General features: G+C 61.5%; 15 protein-coding genes. All 15 read right to left on the reverse strand.

The features are described from left to right. Nucleotides 1-27: 27 nt before the first annotated feature. Nucleotides 28-891 (reverse strand): alpha/beta fold hydrolase, encoded by an 864-nt coding sequence (locus tag H3H39_RS17825; RefSeq protein WP_182154958.1) that lies wholly within the window; start codon nucleotides 889-891, stop codon nucleotides 28-30. Nucleotides 892-934: 43 nt separating this feature from the next. Then, nucleotides 935-1744 carry a crotonase/enoyl-CoA hydratase family protein gene (locus tag H3H39_RS17830; protein WP_182154960.1) on the reverse strand — a complete coding sequence of 270 codons (810 nt, stop codon included), beginning with the start codon at nucleotides 1742-1744 and terminating at the stop codon, nucleotides 935-937. 30 nt (nucleotides 1745-1774) lie between these two features. Next, nucleotides 1775-3427 (reverse strand): 3-(methylthio)propionyl-CoA ligase, encoded by a 1653-nt coding sequence (locus H3H39_RS17835; RefSeq protein ID WP_182154962.1) that lies wholly within the window; start codon nucleotides 3425-3427, stop codon nucleotides 1775-1777. A gap of 22 nt (nucleotides 3428-3449) precedes the next feature. Continuing rightward, the gene (locus H3H39_RS17840) at nucleotides 3450-5180 is read right to left on the reverse strand and encodes a methyl-accepting chemotaxis protein (RefSeq protein WP_182154964.1); all 1731 of its coding nucleotides are present in this window, start codon (nucleotides 5178-5180) and stop codon (nucleotides 3450-3452) included. A gap of 19 nt (nucleotides 5181-5199) precedes the next feature. Beyond that, entirely contained in the window at nucleotides 5200-7626 is a 2427-nt protein-coding gene (locus tag H3H39_RS17845) for an efflux RND transporter permease subunit (protein WP_229218114.1), read from the reverse strand. Next, on the reverse strand, nucleotides 7623-8804 hold the full coding sequence (locus H3H39_RS17850; RefSeq protein WP_182154966.1) for a WD40/YVTN/BNR-like repeat-containing protein: 1182 nt from the start codon (nucleotides 8802-8804) through the stop codon (nucleotides 7623-7625). Before H3H39_RS17850 ends, H3H39_RS17845 begins: the two co-directional genes overlap by 4 nt. 109 nt (nucleotides 8805-8913) lie before the next feature. Further along, complete coding sequence (locus tag H3H39_RS17855; protein WP_182154968.1) at nucleotides 8914-10263, reverse strand: DUF1329 domain-containing protein; 1350 nt, start codon at nucleotides 10261-10263, stop codon at nucleotides 8914-8916. Nucleotides 10264-10282: 19 nt separating this feature from the next. Continuing rightward, nucleotides 10283-12148, reverse strand: coding sequence for a DUF1302 domain-containing protein (locus H3H39_RS17860; RefSeq protein ID WP_182154970.1), 1866 nt, complete (start codon nucleotides 12146-12148; stop codon nucleotides 10283-10285). 350 nt (nucleotides 12149-12498) lie between these two features. Next, a complete protein-coding gene (locus H3H39_RS17865; RefSeq protein WP_182154972.1) occupies nucleotides 12499-13533 on the reverse strand; it encodes an XdhC family protein in 1035 nt (344 codons plus the stop codon). A 6-nt stretch (nucleotides 13534-13539) separates the two neighbouring features. After that, the gene (locus H3H39_RS17870; protein ID WP_182154974.1) at nucleotides 13540-14754 is read right to left on the reverse strand and encodes an SRPBCC family protein; all 1215 of its coding nucleotides are present in this window, start codon (nucleotides 14752-14754) and stop codon (nucleotides 13540-13542) included. A 46-nt stretch (nucleotides 14755-14800) separates the two neighbouring features. Further along, nucleotides 14801-15463 carry a DUF302 domain-containing protein gene (locus H3H39_RS17875; RefSeq protein ID WP_182154976.1) on the reverse strand — a complete coding sequence of 221 codons (663 nt, stop codon included), beginning with the start codon at nucleotides 15461-15463 and terminating at the stop codon, nucleotides 14801-14803. A gap of 22 nt (nucleotides 15464-15485) precedes the next feature. Further along, nucleotides 15486-16343, reverse strand: a complete 858-nt coding sequence (locus H3H39_RS17880) for an FAD binding domain-containing protein (protein ID WP_182154978.1) — start codon at nucleotides 16341-16343, stop codon at nucleotides 15486-15488. Further along, the gene (locus H3H39_RS17885) at nucleotides 16340-18733 is read right to left on the reverse strand and encodes a xanthine dehydrogenase family protein molybdopterin-binding subunit (RefSeq protein ID WP_182154980.1); all 2394 of its coding nucleotides are present in this window, start codon (nucleotides 18731-18733) and stop codon (nucleotides 16340-16342) included. The genes H3H39_RS17880 and H3H39_RS17885 overlap by 4 nt, the downstream gene beginning before the upstream one ends. Then, on the reverse strand, nucleotides 18733-19239 hold the full coding sequence (locus H3H39_RS17890) for a (2Fe-2S)-binding protein (protein ID WP_182154982.1): 507 nt from the start codon (nucleotides 19237-19239) through the stop codon (nucleotides 18733-18735). The genes H3H39_RS17885 and H3H39_RS17890 overlap by 1 nt, the downstream gene beginning before the upstream one ends. Beyond that, the gene (gene fahA / locus H3H39_RS17895; protein ID WP_182154984.1) at nucleotides 19236-20552 is read right to left on the reverse strand and encodes a fumarylacetoacetase; all 1317 of its coding nucleotides are present in this window, start codon (nucleotides 20550-20552) and stop codon (nucleotides 19236-19238) included. The genes H3H39_RS17890 and fahA overlap by 4 nt, the downstream gene beginning before the upstream one ends. Between the last annotated feature and the right edge of the window lie 17 nt (nucleotides 20553-20569).

Genomic DNA, 20569 nt, shown 5'->3' on the forward strand with positions numbered 1-20569 from the left:
CGTCACCATCCGTGCCCCCGACCTGCGTCACGCCAGGATAATCTTCGCCACTTCCTGCGGATTCTCTACCGCCGAAAAATGGCCTGTATTTCGCAGCGTGAACATGCGGACATTTTTCAGCGCGTCTCTGGTGCGATAGCGCTCCGGGACGCGTGACCAGTCCTTCTCGCCATAGATGAGCGTTACCGGCGCTTCCACACCGAAATACCGCTCGCGCGCCGTGCTCCAGGAACGCCATACCGCCAATACCTTGCGCTCAACGTAATGGTAGTGCGGGCGGCTGCCAGCCTTGAAGAACAGAGCCAGCAGGTCAGCCGGCAATTTGCGCGGATCGGCATAGCCGCCCCCCATGACCTTACGTACGATCCAGGGCGTGGCGATCGCCGCAGCGATCGCCCCGAAGACCGGGATTTGCAGGCCGCCGATGATCAGGTTGGCAAACCAGTTGCCGCGGCGCAGACCATCGCCGTATCGCGTCTCGTAGTCGTAGGTATTGAGCGCGTAGACCGCCTTCACGCGGCCGGGAACATCGGAGGCTGTCGTCAGGGAGATCACCGCGCCGATCGATTCGCCAACCATGGTCACCCCGCGCAGATCCATGCTTTGCAGGAAGGCGATAATTTGCTTGCGCATGTACGGCTCGTCATACAGTTCCGAGGTGTCGATGGAAGACAATCCATGGCCGGGCAAATCCACCGCGTACACGGTGAATTTTTTTGCCAGCAGCGGCGCCAGCTCGCGGAAATACTCGATCTGGGTACGGATCGTATGAAGAAGGACGAGCGGCGGACCCTCGCCGGATTTTTCATAGCGCAGGGTGACGGTGGGGGCGACCTTCACGAACGACTGTTCGGTGGCGTGAGTACCGCTGTGTTGTTTTGCATTGAGCATGATAGGTTCCTGTGATAATTCGAGGCATCCAGGGGAAACAGACTCAACCGCCATGCCCCTTGCGCAAATGCGCCTCGATGGCGGCAAGTTGCCCAGCGCTGCCAATCAGGCGCTCTTGTTCCAGGGATTCGGCTTGCAGGATGGCGGCCGGATCGGCAGTCAACGCCAGGTTCAGCAGGCGCTTGCACGCCCTGAGCGCATCGACGCTTTTTTCCGCCAGGCCGCAGGCATAGTCCAACGCCGCCGCGCGCGGGTCGGCGTGCAGCTGGGTGGCGAAGCCCAACCGCAACGCCTCTTCACCTGAAAACTCGCGGCCGCTGTACGTCAAGTCGCGCACCACGTCCGGGCGCGCCAGCTCGGACATGAAAAGCATGCCCGCCATGTCGGGAACGATGCCCCACTGGACTTCCCGCACCGCCATGCGTGTGTCGGGGGCCACGAAACGCATGTCGGCGCCGAGCGCAATCTGGAATCCGCCGCCGAATGCGACGCCATGAACCGCCGCGATCACGGGCGCCGGTATGTCGCGCCATACCGTCGCCACGCGCTGATAGGCGTTGGCGGCGCCAAAGGTGCGCTCGATCAACCCGGAACCGAATGGACCGCCGGCCGCGTCATCGATGGAACCACTGGCCAATATGCGTTCGAAAGACTGCATGTCCAGGCCCGCGCAAAAGGCTTTGCCATTGCCGGACAACACCACCACCCGCAGCGAGGTATCCCGCCTCAGGCGTTCGCCCACTTCCAGCAGCTCAGCAAACATGCCCGTGTTCAGGGCGTTCATTTTTTCCGGTCGGTTGAGTCTGACGTCGGCTATGCCGTTGTCCATGGTGACCGTTACGTATTGGCTCATTTTCTCTCCTCTTCTCGACATCCGATCAAATCATGCGGTCGGCAGCGTGTGGTCCTTGAACTGTTCGCGGATGCGGTTCTTCAATACCTTGCCGGTGGCGCCGATCGGCAGCGCCTCGACAAAGGCGACGTCGTCCGGCGTCCACCATTTGGCGATTTTTCCTTCATAGAACTTGAGCAATTCCTCCTTGCCGACTTGGGCGCCCGACTTCCTCACGACTATCAGCAATGGACGTTCATCCCACTTCGGATGGAACACGCCGATGCAGGCGGCTTGCAGCACTGCCGGATGCGCCATCGCGATGTTTTCCAGATCGATCGAGCCTATCCACTCGCCGCCGGACTTGATCACGTCCTTGCTGCGGTCGGTAATCTGCATATAGCCGTCGGGGGAAATCGTGGCCACGTCGCCAGTCGGGAACCAGCCACCGTCAAGCACGTCGCCGCCTTCATTTTTGAAGTAGCTGCCGGCGATCCAGTGTCCCTTCACCAGCAAGTCGCCGTACGTCTTGCCATCCCAGGGAAGTTCCTTGCCGTCGCCTCCGACAATCTTCATGTCGACGCCGAATATCACATTCCCCTGCTTTTCCAGCACAGCCTGCAACTCTTCCTCAGGCAAGTCCAGGTGATGGCGCTGCAAGGTGCACGTGGTTCCCAGCGGCGACGTCTCCGTCATGCCCCAGCCATGGGTGACTTCCACGCCATATTGACGGCGGAAGGTTTTCAGCATCGCCGGAGGACATGCGGCGCCGCCGATGACGGTGCGCTTGAACGTGGAAAACCCCAGGTTGTTCTCGCCGACATAGGTCAGCAACCCGAGCCAGACGGTCGGGACGCCGGCGGAAAACGTGACGCCTTCCTGCTCCAGCAATTCGTAGACTGATTTGCCGTCCAGCGCGGCGCCCGGCAGCACCATCTTGGCGCCGGTCAAAGGCAACGCGTAGGGCAAGCCCCACGCATTGACGTGGAACATCGGCACTACCGGCATGACGACGTCGCGCGCTGAAATGTTCAAGCCATCCGGGATCGTCAAGCCCCAGGAATGCAGCACGGTCGAACGGTGCGAATACAACACGCCTTTCGGATTGCCGGTGGTGCCCGAGGTGTAGCACAGGCTCGAGGCGGAGTATTCGTCGAACAGCGGCCATGCGTACTGGTCGGAGTGCTGGACGATCAAGTCCTCGTAGCACAGCAGGTTGGGAATACTGCTGTCGGCCGGCATGTGCTCGCGGCCGCACATCATCACGAACCCGCGGATTGTCGGGCAGTGCGCGGCGAACGTCTCGACCAGCGGCAGGAAAGTCATGTCGAAGAACAGGTACTGGTCTTCCGCATGGTTCGCGATGTAGGTAATCTGGTCAGGGTGCAGGCGCGGATTGATGGTGTGCATGACCGCGCCGGAACCGGAAATCGCGTAATACAGTTCCAGGTGCCGGTAGCCATTCCATGCCAGGGTGGCGACGCGGTCCCCGATCCTGACGCCAAGGCTACCGAGGGCATTGGCCATCTGGCGCGCGCGCCGGTGGCAATCGCGATAGGTGTAGCGGTGGATATCTCCTTCGACACGGCGCGACACGATTTCATTTCCGCCGAAATAGCGGTCGGCATGTTGAATAATGCTGGAAATGAGCAAAGGCTGGCTCATCATCTGCCCCATCATGGGGCTCTTTGGGTAGTGCGACATTGCTTCTCCTGTTTGCAATAGGTTATTGGCCTGACTCTTCAGCAGCCAGAATCTCCAGAATGGCCGGTCTCTTGGGGGCATGCGCCGCGTCAGGCGCAGCTGACGCGAGCGGAAGCACCGCTATCGGTCCGCCGGCGCCATGCAGCTTAAACACGGAGACGGCCTGCTCCAGCTTCACCGCCTGCTCCCGCAAGCTTTCGGATGCGTTCGCCGACTGGTGCACCAGTTCCGCATTCTGCTGCGTCATCTGGTCCATCTGCGAGATTGCCCGGTTCACTTCCTCGATACCCAGACTCTGCTCCTGGCTCGCCGCAGTGATCTCCCCGGTGATGTCGGCCACATGCCTGACCGAGGCCACGATGTCGTTCATCGTCTTGCCCGCCTCGTCCACCAGCTTGCTCCCGGCGTCGATCCGTTCTCCCGCATCGCCGATCAAGGCCTTGATTTCCCTGGCCGCACTTGCCGAGCGCTGCGCCAGGTTGCGCACTTCCGCCGCCACCACCGCGAAACCCCGGCCCTGCTCCCCGGCCCGCGCCGCTTCCACCGCAGCGTTCAGCGCCAGGATGTTGGTCTGGAACGCAATACCGTCAATTACGCCGATGATGTCGGTGATCTTGCGAGAGCTCGCCCTGATCGACTCCATGGTTTCGACCACCTGCCCCACCACCTGCCCCCCCTTCAGCGCGTGGTCCGATGCCGACAGCACCAGTTGGCTCGCCTGCCGCCCATTTTCCGCGTTCTGCTTCACTGTTTGCGTCAGCTGTTCCATCGACGCAGCCGTCTGTTCCAGCGAGCTGGCCTGCGACTCCGTGCGTGCCGACAGGTCCGCGTTGCCGCGGGAAATTTCCCGGGTGGCGGCGCCTATGGATTCCGTGCCGCCGCGGACATTGCCGACCAGTTCGGCCAGGCTGCCATTCATCTGGCGCAGCGCGGCGAATAATTGGCCGATCTCATCCCGGCCGCGCCCGCCGATCTGCGACGTCAGGTCGCCCGTGGCGACGCGGGCCGTCACTTTCACCGCTTCACGCAACGGCATCGTAATGCCATGGATAACCCACCATGCCCCTGCGCCGCACAAGAACATCGCGACACCGGTCATCAGAAAGATCAACAGGCGCGCCTGTTCCTGGACGTGCTTGCCATCCTCGGCCGCGCGTATGGTGTAAGTCTGGTTGAGCGTAATGAGCCCATCCAATTGGGCCTGAATCGTTTCACTTTGCCGACGGACCGGGCCGTCAAAACCCGTGAAATCCTTCATACCGAGCTTCATGCGCCGCCAGTCGCGCTCCTCGGCCAGGCGTCTGAGGACGTTGATCGTCGCCGCATTGGACTCCAGATACGCTTTCCAGTCCGTCTGCAGCGACTGCCACTTCTTGCGTTCTTCCGCTGTCTTGGGTAGATTGGCGTAGTGGTTGAAGTAGGCTTGCGCCTGAATATCCGCATCGAGCTTGGTCTTGAGCACGTCCGCAAAGAATGCGCTCCCCTCCTGCACGGCGATCGCTTCATCCTGCGCCGAATCGTAGGATGCCGCGTCAAAGCCCATGGCGTTCCTGTTTTCCGAGATCGATACCAGTTGCCAGGTTCGCATGCGCATCAGGTTAAGAATGGAAGGAAGACGTTCCCCGCTGAGACCGCTAAGTTGTTCGCCGATGCTGCGCGCAGCCAGCCATCCCGATGTCGCGACAACCAATAGCGACAGGATAGCGGCGCCGGAGAACACCACCAGCTTTAACCTGATTGACAAATTGTGCATATATATTTTCTCCTGCCGGTTATTTGCTGAGATGGAAACCACCGTCTGCCTTCGACGCGGCTTCGGACATCTTGCAACCCGGCGCTTGGCGCGGCATCAGGATCGCCACCAAGGCGGGGAGCATGACAATCGCGCCGATCATGTTCCACAAGAACATGAACGCCAGCAGCAATCCCATGTCCGACTGGAACTTGATTTCCGAGAAGACCCAGGTCATGACCCCCATGGCCAGCATCACCCCGGTCACCGCGATGGCGGTGCCCGTGGTCTTGAGCGTTTCGAAATACGCGTTCCTGAGCGTGAGGCCCCGGTCCAGGAAGTGTTCCAGACGGTTGTAAATGTAGATGCCGTAGTCGACGCCGATACCGACACCGAGCGCGATCACCGGCAAGGTGGCGACCTTCACGCCGAGCCCGAGTTGCGCCATGATCGCTTCGCACAGGACCGAGGTCACATATAAAGGTAGCATGACGGCGAGCGTGACGCGCCAGCTCTTGAACTCCCACCAGACCAGCAGGGCCACGATCCCATAGACCAGCAGCAGCATCTGCACTTCGGCTTGCTTGATGACGATATTGGTCGCCGCTTCAATGCCGGCATTACCGCCGGCCAGCACGAATCGCATGTCGTCGTTGTTGTGCTCAGCCGCAAATTGCTCGGTCGCCTGCACGACCCGCGAGAGCGTATCCGCCTTGTGATCAGACAGGAACAGCATCACCGGCACCATCGAGCAATCGTTGTTGTACAGCTCCGAAGGCAGCGACTTATGCGCCGCGTTGCTGATGTAGCGGTCGCGGCTGATCGCAGCCCACTTCAAGTTGCCGCCGTTGCTGCCTGCAATCATCTTCTTCATGCCGGTAAACAGGGAGTAGCTCGATTCGACGCCATGCAGGTTCTCCATTTCCCATTGCAGCCGCTCCACCGCCGCAGCCACCGGATAGGACCCGCATTCCCCCGATTTGGTCGTGACCATGACCACAAACACATCCGGACTGGTCGAATAATGCGATACCGTGAAAGCATTGTCCTGGTTGTAGCGCGAGGTGCTGCGCAGCTCCGGCGCGCCCGGATCGAGGTCGCCGATTTTCAGGTCGCCGCTGAAATGCCAGGCCGTGCCAAGGATGACCAGCGCGAGCACAGCAACCGCTCTTGCGATACGCGGTTCGGTGACGCGCGACAGCGCGCGTGCAGCCCGGTGCTGGCTGCGCGCCTTGCGCTCCTGCTTGCGCAGGCAGGCCGGCGAAACGCCGACATACGACATCAATACCGGAAGCAGGAACATCTTGGTCAAGATGATCACGAAGACGCCGACGCTGGCGCCGATCCCCAGTTCGCGGATCACCCCGATGTCGATTACCAGCAGCGTCGAAAAGCCGACGACATCGCACAGCAAGGCCACCGTGCCAGGAATGAAGAGCAGCCGGAAGGTGGCTTTGGCTGCCTCCATCTTCGAACGCCCATTGTGCACCTCGGATGCCATGGTATTGATGTTTTGCACCGCATGACTGACGCCGATGGCGAAGGTCAGGAAGGGAACCAGGATCGAATACGGATTCAGGCCGAAGCCGAGCAGGCGCACGATTCCCATCTGCCAGATCACCGCCAGGCTGCAGCACAGGATAGTAATCGCGGTGCTGCGCAAGCAGCGCGAGTATGCATAGAGCAGCGCGCAAGCTAGGACAAAGGTGAGCGCAAAGAACAGGGTGATCGCGCGCGCGCCATGGATCAAGTCGCCGACGACCTTGGCGAATCCGGTGATGTGGATCTTGATATGACCGGTTTCATACTTTTTCCGGATCAGCGTTTCGAGCCGCTCGGAGAGTTGGCCATAATCGAGCTTTTCGCCGGTCTGGGGATCGGATTCGAGCAAGGGCGCCATGATGATGGCAGAGCGATGATCGTTGGCCACCAGGCTGCCGATGCGGCCGGAGCGAACCACGTTGGTTTTCACCTGTTCGAGCTTGTCCGGCGAGCCGCCGAAACCTTCGGGTATGATATGCCCGGCCGTCATCCCGTCCTCCGTCACCTCGTACCACATGACGTTTGGCGTCCACAGCGATTTCAGGTTGCCGCGGTCGACGCCGGGAATGTAGAACACTTCGTCGGTGATCTTTCGCAAGGTTTCCAGATACGCCGGATCATAGATATCGCCGTCCGTGTTCTCGACCGCGATACGCACGACGTTGCCGAGCGGGCGCAGCTCGTTTTCGAACTTGAGGTAATTCGCGATGTACGAATGCGACGCCGGGATCATATTCTGAAAACTGGCATCGGGCTTCAACTTCAGCATCTGGAAAGCGAAGAAAATCGATACCACCAGAAAGAACAGGATCACCTTGAGACGATGACCGAACAGGATCGGCTCGAAAAGGTGTTCCATCCTGCCCGCACCTCGACGCATGGCGAGGTCTTCCGCGTCCCGCAGGACTGCTGCTTTTCGGGTCATGGCTGCCTCGTCTTGATTGTGTTGTTCATGGACACGATCCGTATTCCTTTCTCGCCGGCGACGATGAACGCGCCGTTGTCGATCAGAGTGAAGGCGGCGACCGACATGCCTGCATCGCGAGTTGCCGGCCTGAAACTTTGCCCCCGCTCATCGCCGAGCAGGATCCGGCCATCGTAGGTCAGCAAGGCAATTCTGCCGTCTGCCAACATGCGGCCAGAAACCACCGGCTTCTTCTCTTCCACCGAGACACGGCGCCAGCTTGAACTGCCGCCAGTCAAACGGAATACGTTTCCGCCAAAGCCAAAGGCGATCAGCGTTTCCCGCCCCCCGCCCTCGTCGATGCCAAGCACGCCGTATAGTTGACCCGCGTAGCCGGTATCGAGCGTTGTCCATGAGGCGCCGCCGTCGGCGGAACGAAAGACTTTTCCCGCTTCGCCCGCAATCAGCAGCGTCCCCTTGGCGGTGGCCGAGATCGCGTTGAGATGCAGGCCGTCGGGATTGGCGATACGCTCGCCCCACAGAGCCCAGGTCCGACCGCCATCGGCGGTATGAAAAAGCTGCCCGAATGAGCCGACGGCGATGCCTTCCGACTCATCCTTGAACCACACATCGAACAAGGGCCGCGACGGTCCGAACTTCGCACCGGCCTGTGCATCCTCTAGCGCCCGTTCGGCATTCTGCAATGCCGTGACCGGCTGTCCGCCCGCTTCTTCCGAGGAGGCGGTGCGCGCGTGCTTCGCGTCCCGCGCATCCCTTTCCCGCTTTCGCGCGGCGGCCAGCACCAGAGCATTGGCCGTGTTACCGTCGAACTGCTTTGTCCAGTGCCCCCCCCCGTCTTCACTTCGAAGAATCACGCCGTCGTGGCCAACCGCCCAGCCCTTTTTCGGCATCGGGAAATAGACCGCGGTCAGCGTCACGGATACGGGGACAGCGGCTTGCCGCCAGGTTTTTCCGTTCGTATCGGAATAGAGAATGATGCCGTGCTCACCGACAGCGACGACCCGGTTGCCGGCACGAACGACGTCCACCATCATCGCGCCGGACGCTTTCGGCGCCAGGTAAGCGGGGTTATCCAAGCGGTCTATGCCGGCATGCGCCAGCAGCGGCGCCGCAAGTGCGATGCAGACGAGCAGATACCGTCTCGTGCTGCCAATCTTTGCCAAAGTTGTATGAATCATGACGTCTCTTCTTTGCTTCTTCATCAGAGCAGCCGGACACGGCGGGCCATCCCGCGGTGCCCGCCAGGGAGCGACGGGGTCACCGGCAGGTGCCCCATCGGCAAGCCAACTAGTTCGCGAACCGGCGCATCGCATCGACAGAGAATGCGCTTAGATCGAACTCCACGTGGTACTGGAACGGCTTGTTCGCGTTGACCAGGGAACTGACCAGATAGCGGCGTGCCTGCAAGTCATAGATGACATCACAAGCGGGCCCGTACGCTGGCGCGGTGCTATATTGCACGCCATGCATCTCGTGGACGCGCCACAATTCCCCACGGCCATCGAAGTTGTCGCTATGGACGAGCGCCCAGCTGTCTTCATCGATGTAAAACACCCGCTTGGAATAGACATGGCGTTTTCCCGGTTTGAGCGTCGCTTCCACCACCCACACGCGATGCATTTCATAACGCACCAGATCCTGGTTCATGTGCCCGGGTCTGACGATGTCGCTCGGCTTGACTTGTTTGGCGATCAGCCGGTTGTTGTTGTAGGAAACGATCATCTCTTTCTTGCCAACCAGTTTCCAGTCAAAACGGTCCGGCGCGCCGTTGAAGCCGTCAAAATCGTCTTGTGTCGCCAACCCGTCGGAACCGATCGCCGGTGAATCGTAGGAGACATCCGGCGCGCGCATGACGCGACGCGAGCCCGGGTTGTACGTCCATACGAGTCGCTGCTCCTTGACCTGGTCGAGCGGTTCGTAATCTAGCAATGCCGTGCCCGCCTGGCTGGACGGCGCGGTGTCGGTTCGCATGTAGTAAAGCAGCCGGTTCGGTTCCGCATTCTTTACTTTCGAGGCCAAGGCAATGTGTTCGATGCGCACCACCGGCGTGAAGGCGCCGTTGGCCTGTACCGGAAGCAGGGAGGTATAACGAATAAAGCTCCCCCCGCGATGGCGCGTCATGTGATTCCAGACGGCTTCCACGCCACTTTTCGGCATCGGGAACGGCACCGTGGAATTTTTCACATTGAGGATCCCGTTGCCACCTTCGGCCAACGCCGCCTTGCCGGCTTCAGCCTTGATATGGTCGTACTCGCTCTGCTCCAACGCCGCGGTGCGATGACTCGGATAGACCAACATCTTGTAATCCTGAAACCGCTTCAACATCGCGATCTGGCCGGGAATCAGCTTGCCCTGATACTGTTCCAGGTTGGCCGCCGTAATCGTATACAGTGGTTTTTCCTTGGGGAACGGATCGGCATAAACGTCCTTCGGATCAACACCCGCAGGCGTTGTGGGAAACCCGCCGTCCCAGACGGGAATGCTGCCGTCCTTGTTGCCCGCCTTTTCGGCGCCCATCGGGGTCAGGTCCTTGCCCAGGCGTTCGAGTTCCTGCGCAGTCATCGCGGCACCCGCGCCGCCGGCACCGGCCACCAGGCAGGCGAACAAGGTCAGTGACAGTAGTGATTTGGTGTTCATTCCATGGTCTCCTTGGTATTTAGAAATTGATGCCTACAACCACCGAGAAGTAATCGCGGTCGTGGAAAATGTCGTATTTGGCGCTGCGCTTGCGGCTCGTGTAGTTGAGGTCGACGTAATACTGCGTGTTGTATTCCGCGCGCATGCCCAGACCGAGCACTTGCTTGTCTTCGACAAAGGTGCCGTCGGCGGAATAGCCTTTCACGTCGTGTGACCAGAACAGCCGCGGCTTCAGGTTGACGCCGGCGAAGACATCCGGATAGCTCAACTCAGCCTGCAGACGGTATCCCCACGCGTTACTGGTCGCGAATCCCTTGTTCTCGCAATTGTCCGGATTGGGATTGCCGGTAAATGCGCACGGGATCGTTGCCGTTTGTGCCAGGCCGAAGAGCGCAGCGCGTCCGTAGCGAGTCGAGGTATTGGGATCACCAATGCCCGACCAGTGCTGATAGGCGACTTCGCCGACCAGGGTCAGCGATTCGGCGGCCGCTATCCGCGGGAAGATCTTGACGGTCGATACCTGCAGCTGTGTCTTGTTCTTCAGATCGTAGCCACGCGCCGTGCTTCCGCCCGGCAGAGCGGCGAGACTTGCCTGCGGGCCGACGCCCATGACCAAGCCGGCCAGCATGTCATTGGTGTTAATCTGCACCGGCACATCCTTGGTATAGCTCCCCTCGCCAGCGAGCGACCAGCCGCCCACGACGGTCGAGGCGCTCACGCCGAAGACCTTGGTATTCTGCGCCGAATAGTCCCAGAAGAATTGGGCCGGGCCAACTCCGCCGAACGGCGCCAGCGCGCCGGACCAGACCGAGGCGCCTGGCGATGGTGATTTCACCGTGCTGAAGACAGGATTGCGTGCATGGTAATTGGCGAAATATGCGCCGATCTCGGTGTCGATCGCCGCGACCTGGTAACGTGCCGCCAGGCCGAATTGGCCGCTGTCCTTGGGCTGGACATCGTCGGCACGCCCCATGCGGAAGTTGAATGGCGGCAGCCCGGGCGCGACCGGCACACCGCTGTAGCGCGCCTGATCCGACAGCGGTTCGCCACCAATGACCGCTCCGCCGGGGCAGTTCAGGAGGTCACTCAATGACCAGTAGGTGCCGCACCCGTCCAGGTTGTTTTTCTTCCACTTGAACTGGTAAAACGCTTCCACATTGACGCCGCCCGGGAGACTCAGGGTGGCCGATGCCTGGGGAATGGGTAGCAAGATCTCCTTCACCTGCGCCCCCGGGCGATTGGCCGCCGTGACATCGAAGGCACCGAACTGGTTGATGCCAGGGATGAACAGGCTTTCACCCCAGTTTACGACATGGTTGCCGAGCTTGACGTGCAACGGCGCGCCCGCGGCCACATCGAAGGTGCCGAATACATAGGCGTTATCCAGCGCGACGCCGGAAAACTTGGACAACGGGGCGAATCCGGCATCGTCCAGCGTCGCACCTGGCACGTAGCCGTTGGCGAAACTGCCGTGCGCGACATTCTTGTTCGCGCCGGCGTAGTCATACCAGCCCTTGGCCCCGATGACCGCGCCGACGTTGTCTTTCTTCAGCTTGACCTCGCCGTTGACCTTAGCAATCGTCGAAAATGCCGAACCCTTGCCGTAATTGAGGTTGCCGTCATCGTTCAGGCCCACGCTGCGTCCGCCGTCGCCGGCGCCACTCAGCGCCGGGTCGGCATCGCGTGCGCGCCAGCTGCTGCCGACCGAGGCGCCGAGCGACCATTGCCCCTCGATTCCGTTCGTTAGGCTGAAGTCACCGGCGCTGGCCGATGCAGCGTAACCTGCGCCTAGTAAGGTCATCGCCGCGGCGCACGCTTGCGCCACAGCGCTGGGTGTGAAACGGTTTCGCACTGCGTCGATCCGTCTTTCGTGGATGTTCTTCATATTCGTGTCTCCTCCTTTTTGGACTGCGAAAAAAAATTCTTTCTTGAATGCCTGGGGAAAAGGCAAAAAGCTCCCCTGCCGACGCGCGGTGCGCGTCGGATACACAACGATCAAAAGGCTGTTGAGAAGTGATGAGGCGGCGGCAATGTCGCAATTAAGCGGTGCCGCCGTTACCCTCGGTTGCGTCGCCGTCGGTGATCCCATGACATGGAACCGCGATCACCGTGATGGTCGCCTGTGGCGATGAGTATGCCCATGATGTGTCTCCTGTAATTTTTTTGATGTATAGCTGTTAAGCCGTGCGCATGCGTGGATTCGGTTCACTCATTATTGGCGAGGCGGCACCTTCGCTAGACCGCGCACGCTTGCGGTGAAGACGGCAAGGACTGGACCTCTTTGGCGCCGGCGACCGCGAACAGTCGCGGGATTTCCACGCCATTCTTGACCGCGACGATTTCGGCGAGGATCGACAACGCAATCTCCGGCGGCGTGCGACTGCCGATATAGATGCCGGCCGGCCCGCGCAGGCGTGCCAATTCGTCTTCCGCCAAGCCGAAGTGTTCCTTGAGGCGTTCCCGCCGCTTCGCATTGTTGACGCGCGAGCCCAGCGCGCCCACATAGAACGCCGGTGTTCGCAGGGCATCGAGCAATGCCAGGTCGTCCAGCTTTGGATCGTGCGTCAGCGCAATCACGGCGCAGCGCTCATCCAGTTTCATGTCCTGCACGGCATCATCGGGCATGCAACGCAGCAGCGCGATGCCTTCGACTTCGAACACGTCCATGTATTCGCTACGCGGATCGCACACCGTGACGTCGAAGCCCAGGCCAAGCGCCGTTTCGCACAGATAGCGCGAGAGCTGCCCCGCGCCGATGACCAGCAGCCGAAAGCCAGCGCCAAGCACGTGCTCCAGATAGCAGCCATCGAAGCTCAAGGCGTCGGCCTGGCCAGCATCGCCCAGTTCCACGGTCCCGGTGTCCATGTCAAGCCGCCGCCGAGTCAGCTGGCGCACCGAAATGCGGCTTACCAGCTCGCCAATGGCGCTGCGGCGGCCCAGCGGTTCGAGCACGAGTTGCAGAGTCCCGCCACACGGCAGCCCGAACTTGTGCGCTTCTTCCGCCGCCACACCATACGTAACAGAACGGGGCAGGCCGTCCGGAACGAGGGCTGCGATGCCGCCTCGTTGTACGATGGCGATCAGGTCGTCCTCGATGCATCCGCCCGATACGGATCCGGCCACCAATCCATCGTCGCGCAACGCCATCATTGCGCCGACGGGACGGGGCGACGAGCCCCAGGTGCGCACAACGGTCACCAGCAGCACGGCGCGGTCGTCCTCCAGCCAGGCCGAACAAGTACGCAAGACATCCAGATCAACCGTATCCATGACCAATTACCTCCACATGGTATATGCCGCCGCGGCGCCGGCCGCCAACAGCACCCAAAGCCACCCTTTTACCGGCGTCCCCGTCTTGGCCGGAACCGAGGACCGGCTGGCCGCCATGTCAGCCGTTGGCTGCAACAAGCGCGCCTCGAACGCCGAAAAGAAACTCTTGGCGACCTGCGCCGACACCGCTTCGATCAAGCGCGGCCCTGCCTTGGCCAAGGGCCCCCTGACCTGAGCCTGGAGCGAGTATCGCACGCGCGTCTGCCTGCCATCTTCGATCAACGATATGTTGGCCCACCCCTTGGTCCCCCCTTCCCCCTCGAACGACAGCACATAACTGCTTGGAATCAGCATGTCGCTCAGCTGGATTGTGCTTTTGAAGCGCGCGCCAACCGGGCCGATGCCCAGCGCCAGCACCGCCATCAGCGTGTCCGCCCGCAGATGTTCCAGCGACTCGCATCCGAAAATGCAGGACTTGAGCACATCGGCGTTGTTTATCGCATTGAAAGTCGCAAATATCGGTGCGGGAAGCACTCTTTCTCCAACGAGCTGGATCGGCGTGGCGGCAACGGCCGGGCGCGGTTTGGCCGGCTCCCCAGTCTTGACGAAAACGTTCGGCTGATCCACCGCCGCTGCAACAGATAATGGCGGTAACCGCATCCCGGCCGCCGGCATGGCATGCGCGATGACCTTCGGCGCGGCGGCATCGGTCAGGCGCGATGTCGCCCGTACCCCGGCTTTGCCAAGGAAGGCGGGCTGATTCGCCGCCGCTTCGACGCTGGCCGGCTGCAACTGGACTTCAAAGGCGGCAAAGAAATCCTCTGCGATCTTCGCCGCGGCGGCATCTATTAGCCGCGATCCGACCTGGGCCAGGCGGCCGCCCACCTGGGCACGGGCCGCATAACGCAAGAGCGTCTGATCTCCCTGTTCCGTGAGCGAGACGTCTGCCGCTCCCTTGCCAAAACCGGCGATCCCCCCCTGTCCTTCGAAGGACACCACATAGCTGTGTGGCGGGTTCATATCGCTCAATGTCAACGTGCCCTTGAAGCGCGCCTTGACAGGTCCTATTTTCAGAGCCACCTGAGCGGCGAGCATGTTCGCCTGCACTTGGTCCAGCGACTCGCATCCCGCAATGCAGGACTTGAGCACCTCGGCATCGTTCAACGCCTCCCAGGTTGCCGAAATCGGCGCCGGTATCAGCTTTTCTCCAATAAGTTCCATACATCCAAGCCCAAGGGCCCCAAAAAATGATTAATTAAACGAAATCTTACTTACTGACTTCCAGCAACAGATTCTTCAGCGTGACGTCGAGTTGCGCGGCGACGCTATCGATCGCCGCGTCGCCGAACTGCCCGAACATCGACGAAGGTCTGTCGTATTCGAATAGTGCGGTACCGTCGGCTCCCTCATACAGCACCACACGGATGGGGGCGTAGAGACCAGCGGCCAGATTGTGTTGGTTCATGGAGGCAGCTATCAGGACATTGCCAATACCGTAACCCACGGCTTTCCGGGGGGCGCCCTCCAGAGAGAGCGCGAGCCCATGATCCAGCGAATACAGAATCGACAGTCCCGTGGGAGCTGCCAATTGCTCCAGCTCGGCGCGCGCGCCGGCCATGTCGCCCTGCATCACGAACGGCATCACTCGCTCAATCCGAAACGGACGAATCCGTGATTCAAGCGCGCTTCTAACTTCGTCATAGGACCGTTTCGAACTGATACGGATATGTTCCACCGTCACAGGCCGCATGCTCGCGCGGTCATCTGTGCCGGCATCCGCGGCAAGACATTGGCCCGCCAAAAGCGCGCCGCCTCCCAGCGCAAGCAGCGCGCCCTTTGCCGACGACAACGGCACGCGTCGCGGGCTGCTTAGCGTATGCAAGATCGATTTCAGCTGCTTACTCGTGGTCACCGCTCCGGTTGTAGTCATTGCCGTCTCCTCGTCTTATTGATTATTCCGGGGCAATCGCATCGGCCAGCGCACGGCGCAACATCGTCCGGCCGAGCTGGGTGCGGTAGCCGGCGTCGGCGAAGCGGTCCTCCAGCGGAGCAACCCCATCGAATGCCAGATCGAGCAAGTGCTCCGTCCGGTCCGGCTGGCCGGCATATCCCGCCAACGCGGCTTCGGCCAGGTGCACGCGGAAGGCATGCTCGGCAAAGCCAGTCACCGCAATCCGCCCGCCGCCACACCGGCCCGACTCAAAGTCCAGCACCACGGCCACGCCGACGACGGCGTAGCCCGAGGCCGGATGGCGGAACTTGCGGTACGCCATGCGCCGCCCTGGCACCACCGGGATGCGCACCCGCACCAGGACCTCATCGAACCCGAGATCGGTTTCGAACAGACCCTTAAAGAAGGCAGCGGCCGGAATCGAACGGGAACCTTGGAGCCCGGTCACATCGATCGTGGCATCGAGGGCCAACATGGCGGCCGGCCAATCCGCCGACGGATCGGCGTGCGCCAGTGAGCCGCCAATGGTGCCGCGATTGCGCACATGCGGGTCGGCAATCAGGTGGGCCATGGCGGGAATCAGCGGCAGCGCTCTGGCCACCTCGGCATGGTGTTCCAGCTTGGCGTGGGTGGTGGCGGCACCGATGACGACTTCGTCCGCGCCGACGCTGATGCCTTGCAGTTCGGCAAGCGCGCTGACGTCGATCAAGGTCGAAGGCGCAGCCAGGCGCAGCTTCATCATGGGCAGCAAGGAATGGCCGCCGCTCATCAGCTTGGCGCCCTCGCCCCCCTGAGCAAGCTGGCCAAGCGCCTCGGCCACGCTGCCGGGTCGTACGTAATCAAAAGCACTGGGGATCATGTGTTCAGCTCCTTTTGTTCTGCGGCTTGCGCTGCGCGGATGGCGCACCACACCTTGGGTGGCGTCAACGGCATGTCGATGTGGGTGATACCGAAGCTCTTGAGCGCATCGCACACCGCGCTGACGATCACCGTCGGCGCGCCGACACAGCCGGCTTCGCCGATTCCCTTGACGCCCAGCGGGTTCACCGGGGTCGGCGTCACTTGGAAGCTGGTGCGCATCGACGGAATCTGTTCGCTTTTCGGCAAGGCGTAATCGAGCAATGAGCCGGTCAGCAGCTGCCCCGTCTCGTCGTAGTCGACGCCCTCATACAAGGCTTGGCCGATGCCCTGGGCGATGCCGCCATGCATCTGGCCATGGCACAGCATCGGATTGATCATGTTGCCGACGTCGTCCACCGCGACATAATCGAGAATCTTCACCTCCCCCGTCTCGATGTCGACCTCCACCACGGCGGCGTGGCTGCCGAATGGCGCCACCATTTCTTCAGGTTGGTAAAACACGGTTTCTTCCAGGCCCGGCGCCATGCCCACTGGCAGTCCGTAGCTCACATACGCCATGCGCGCGACTTGGCCGAAGCCGATGTTGCGCTCCGGCTGGCCGGCGACACTGAACGTACCACGCGCGTAGTTGACTTCATCCGGCTGCGCCTTGAGCATGCAAGCGGCAATGAGCTGCGCCTTGGCCAGAATTTTCCCCGCCGCCATGTGGGCCGCGGTGCCGCCCACCACCATGGAGCGCGAATTGAAGGTGCCGTGCCCGAAGGGCACCCGGTCGGTATCGCCCTGGACGACATCGATATGGTCGAGCGGCAGTTGCAGCGCATCGCCAATGATCTGCGCGAAGCTGGTCGCGTGTCCGTGGCCCTGTGGCATGGCCCCGGAGAACAGCGTGACCTTGCCATCGGAATGCACGCGCAACAGCGCGCTTTCCCATCCGCCGCGGTCGAATCCGAGCATTTTTAGCACGGCCGAACTGCCCATGCCAACCAGTTCCATGTAGCAAGTGACGGCAACGCCGATATAGCGCCCCTGCGCCCGCAACTCAGCCTGCCGCTGGCGCCATGCGTTGTAGCTGATCTCCTTCACCGCGGCTTCGAGACACCCCTCGTAGTTGCCGGTATCCCACAGGAGCAGCGGATGTCCGTAAGGCTTATAAGGAAACTGATGCGATCGAATCAAGTTGATGCGGCGCAGTTCAACCGGGTCCATACGCAATTCGGCAGCGACCGCATCCATCGTTCGTTCGATGATATACGCGGCCTCCGGCCGGCCAGCGCCGCGATAAGCATCGACCGGCGTGGTATTGGTCGTCACCAGCCGCATCTCCCCATCCAGCGCGGGAATGTCGTAGTTGCCGCAGGCGAATGACACCGTGTTGATCGTCGGGATGCCGGTCCCCATGTTCGACAGATAGGCCCCCAGATTGGCGTATGAGCGCAACTTGATGCCCAGCACACGGCCATCCTTCCTGACCGCCGCTTCCACGTTCTCGATGTGCGCGCGACCGTGGGTGGTGGCCATGTGCGCTTCGCTGCGCGTTTCGGTCCAGCCAACCGGCCGCCCGAAGTGTTTCGCCGCGAATGCGACGAGGATTTCCTCGGCATAGAAGTGCATCTTGCATCCGAAGCCCCCGCCAATATCAGGCGCGACCAAATGGATCTTGTGTTCGGGCCAGCCCAGGGTTTCTGCCAGCCAGCGCTTGGACATGTGCGGCACCTGCGAGGGCAGGTAGAACGTCAGCCTGTCGTCCGCCGTATCGTAGGCCGCGCGCACAGCCCGCGGTTCGATAGGGCTGGGAATGAGACGATTGTTGACAAGCCGTACCCGAACAATGTGGTCAGCCTGGCTGGCCGCCGCCTCATAGTCGCCGCCGCCGGCACGGTATACGCTGAGAAGGTTGCCGGGCACGTTGTCATGCAATTGCGGCGCTCCTTCCCGCACGGCCAGCTCCTCGTCCACCACGGCAGGCAGCACTTCATAATCGACGACGATCGCTTCGAGCGCATCGGCGGCCTGCTGCCGCGTATTGGCGACCAACAGCGCGACCGATTCGCCAACATAGCGCACCCGCCCATCCGCCAGCGCAGGATGAGCCGGGATGTGAACCTCGCCCACCACCCAGTTGGGGCGGATATCACCGACCTTGCCGCGCAAGTCGTCATAGGTCAGAATGCCCACCACCCCTTCCATGGCCAATGCCGCTGACGTGTCGATCGACTTGATCAGCGCGTGGCCGTGGGGCGAGCGCAACACCATTGCGCAGGCCAGGCCTTCAATCGCGATATCATCGGTAAAGCGGCCGCGACCGGTCAGCAGGCGCGGATCTTCGCGCCGGGTGACGGATTGCCCGACCAGGCGAGCGGATGGCCGATCATTGAGCTTACTCATTACAGACCCTCCTTGGAATCGCCAGAAGCGCCGGCAGCCTGAATCCCGCGGCTTGCCGCCAGCAGGACCGCGTTGACAATGTTCTGATACCCGGTGCAGCGGCACAGATTGCCGTGCAGGGCTTCGCGTACCTGTTCTTCGGTCGGGTTCGGGACCCGGTCCAGCAAGGCTTGGCCCGCGAAGACCATGCCCGGCGTGCAAAAGCCGCATTGCAGCCCATGCGATTCCATGAAGGCTTGCTGTAGCGGCGTCAACTCTTTCGGCGTGCCCAGCCCCTCGATTGTGGTGACGTCGTGGCCTTGCGCCTGAACCGCCAGAACCGTGCAGGACTTGGCCGTCTCGCCATCAATCCGCACCAAACAGGCCCCGCATTGCGAGGTGTCGCAGCCAATGTGCGTCCCCGTCCCCACGTGGTCCCGCAGAAAATGCACCAGCAGCTCGCGCGGCTCGATCTCGGCAGTCACCGGCGTGCCGTTGACTGCAATCGTCACTGTTTGCAGCTTCATTTCATCTCCTCCAAAATTTGCGCCTTGCACTCGCCGAATCCGATCGGCCGGTAACCATCCCGATGGCACACACCACGCAACCATATGATGTCGCCGTCTTCCAGGAACAGCCGCGTTTCTCCCGAAGGCAAGCGCATAGGCTCCTTGCCCCCGGCATTGAGCTCGACTAGGCAGCCGCTATTCTCGCGCTCGGGGCCGGAGACGGTCCCGCTGGACAACAAGTCTCCAGTCCGCAGGTTGCATCCGTTGCTGGTCTGATGCGTCAGCATCTGCGTCAGCGTCCAGTATTGGTCTTCAAACCGCGGCTGCGACAGCACCACCGGCTCCATGCCATTCTCCCGCATGGCCTGCGTCTGCAACAGCACTTGCAGCGCGATCGAGATGCCTCCATGGGCCGCATGCGTGGGCGAGGTCAGTCCCTCCGGTAGCGCCGGCTCGTCTTCGCCCCGCGTCGGCGCTGCCACCCGAAATGGCGCCAGCGCGTCCAGCGTGACGACCCATGGCGACACGCTGGTCATGAAGCTTTTGGCGAGGAAGGGCCCTAATGGATAACTTTCCCAAATCTGGATATCGCGCGCCGACCAGTCATTGACCAGGCACAACCCGAACATGTGGCTCTCGGCATCATCGATCGAGATCGTCGTGCCCAATGAATTGCCCAGCCCGACAAAGCATCCCACCTCGAGTTCGAAATCGAGCCATTGAGATGGCACGTACCCCTGTCCCGCAGCTGCGGAGGCGCCGGTTTGTCCGCGCGGCCGGACGCACGGCGTTCCACTCACGACCACGCTGGAGGCGCGGCCGTGGTAGCCAATCGGCATGTTTCTAAAATTGGGCGCCACCGGCACGTCGGGCCGCGACAGCTCCCCGGTGCGGCGGGCATGATGGATCGACGTAAAGAAGTCCGTAAAGTCCCCTACACGCGCAGGCAGATGCATGCGCGCGCTGCTCATCGGCACCAGGCAGCGGGCTGCAGAGACGACGTTTGCATTGCTGACGTGCAGGAGTTCGAATATGGCCCTCCGCAACGCCAACCTTGCGCTTGCGCCATGCGACATCAGCAAGTTGAGGCTATCGCTGTGTAGCGCGGCAGCCTGACTCTCAAGTCCTGGCAACAGGCCGCCGTCCAACGCTGCCGTCAAATCCAGGATCTGATCTCCAATCGCGGCACCGATCCTGCCGGCCGATTCCCCTCCTGAAGAAAAAACCCCCAGCGGAAGATTCTGGATGGGAAACTCGGCGCCCGGCTCATTGGCACTGCTCACCCAGCTTTGCGCGCGCGGGTCATGTGTGTGGTCGATTTTCGTGCTCATGGTATTCCCGGTGGCTG

The sequence above is a fragment of the Rugamonas apoptosis genome, from assembly GCF_014042355.1.
Classification (GTDB): Bacteria; Pseudomonadota; Gammaproteobacteria; order Burkholderiales; family Burkholderiaceae_D; genus Rugamonas; species Rugamonas apoptosis.

Excerpts from the sequence above, each read along its gene's own strand:
- H3H39_RS17835 (WP_182154962.1), bottom strand. The coding sequence starts at position 3,427 with ATGTCGCACTACCCAAAGAGCCCCATGATGGGGCAGATGATGAGCCAG.
- H3H39_RS17890 (WP_182154982.1), bottom strand. The coding sequence starts at position 19,239 with ATGAAGCTGCAAACAGTGACGATTGCAGTCAACGGCACGCCGGTGACT.
- H3H39_RS17830 (WP_182154960.1), bottom strand. The coding sequence starts at position 1,744 with ATGAGCCAATACGTAACGGTCACCATGGACAACGGCATAGCCGACGTC.
- H3H39_RS17860 (WP_182154970.1), bottom strand. The coding sequence starts at position 12,148 with ATGAAGAACATCCACGAAAGACGGATCGACGCAGTGCGAAACCGTTTC.
- H3H39_RS17885 (WP_182154980.1), bottom strand. The coding sequence starts at position 18,733 with ATGAGTAAGCTCAATGATCGGCCATCCGCTCGCCTGGTCGGGCAATCC.
- H3H39_RS17880 (WP_182154978.1), bottom strand. The coding sequence starts at position 16,343 with ATGATCCCCAGTGCTTTTGATTACGTACGACCCGGCAGCGTGGCCGAG.
- H3H39_RS17845 (WP_229218114.1), bottom strand. The coding sequence starts at position 7,626 with ATGACCCGAAAAGCAGCAGTCCTGCGGGACGCGGAAGACCTCGCCATG.
- H3H39_RS17840 (WP_182154964.1), bottom strand. The coding sequence starts at position 5,180 with ATGCACAATTTGTCAATCAGGTTAAAGCTGGTGGTGTTCTCCGGCGCC.
- H3H39_RS17850 (WP_182154966.1), bottom strand. The coding sequence starts at position 8,804 with ATGATTCATACAACTTTGGCAAAGATTGGCAGCACGAGACGGTATCTG.
- fahA (WP_182154984.1), bottom strand. The coding sequence starts at position 20,552 with ATGAGCACGAAAATCGACCACACACATGACCCGCGCGCGCAAAGCTGG.
- H3H39_RS17875 (WP_182154976.1), bottom strand. The coding sequence starts at position 15,463 with ATGACTACAACCGGAGCGGTGACCACGAGTAAGCAGCTGAAATCGATC.
- H3H39_RS17855 (WP_182154968.1), bottom strand. The coding sequence starts at position 10,263 with ATGAACACCAAATCACTACTGTCACTGACCTTGTTCGCCTGCCTGGTG.
- H3H39_RS17865 (WP_182154972.1), bottom strand. The coding sequence starts at position 13,533 with ATGGATACGGTTGATCTGGATGTCTTGCGTACTTGTTCGGCCTGGCTG.
- H3H39_RS17825 (WP_182154958.1), bottom strand. The coding sequence starts at position 891 with ATGCTCAATGCAAAACAACACAGCGGTACTCACGCCACCGAACAGTCG.
- H3H39_RS17870 (WP_182154974.1), bottom strand. The coding sequence starts at position 14,754 with ATGGAACTTATTGGAGAAAAGCTGATACCGGCGCCGATTTCGGCAACC.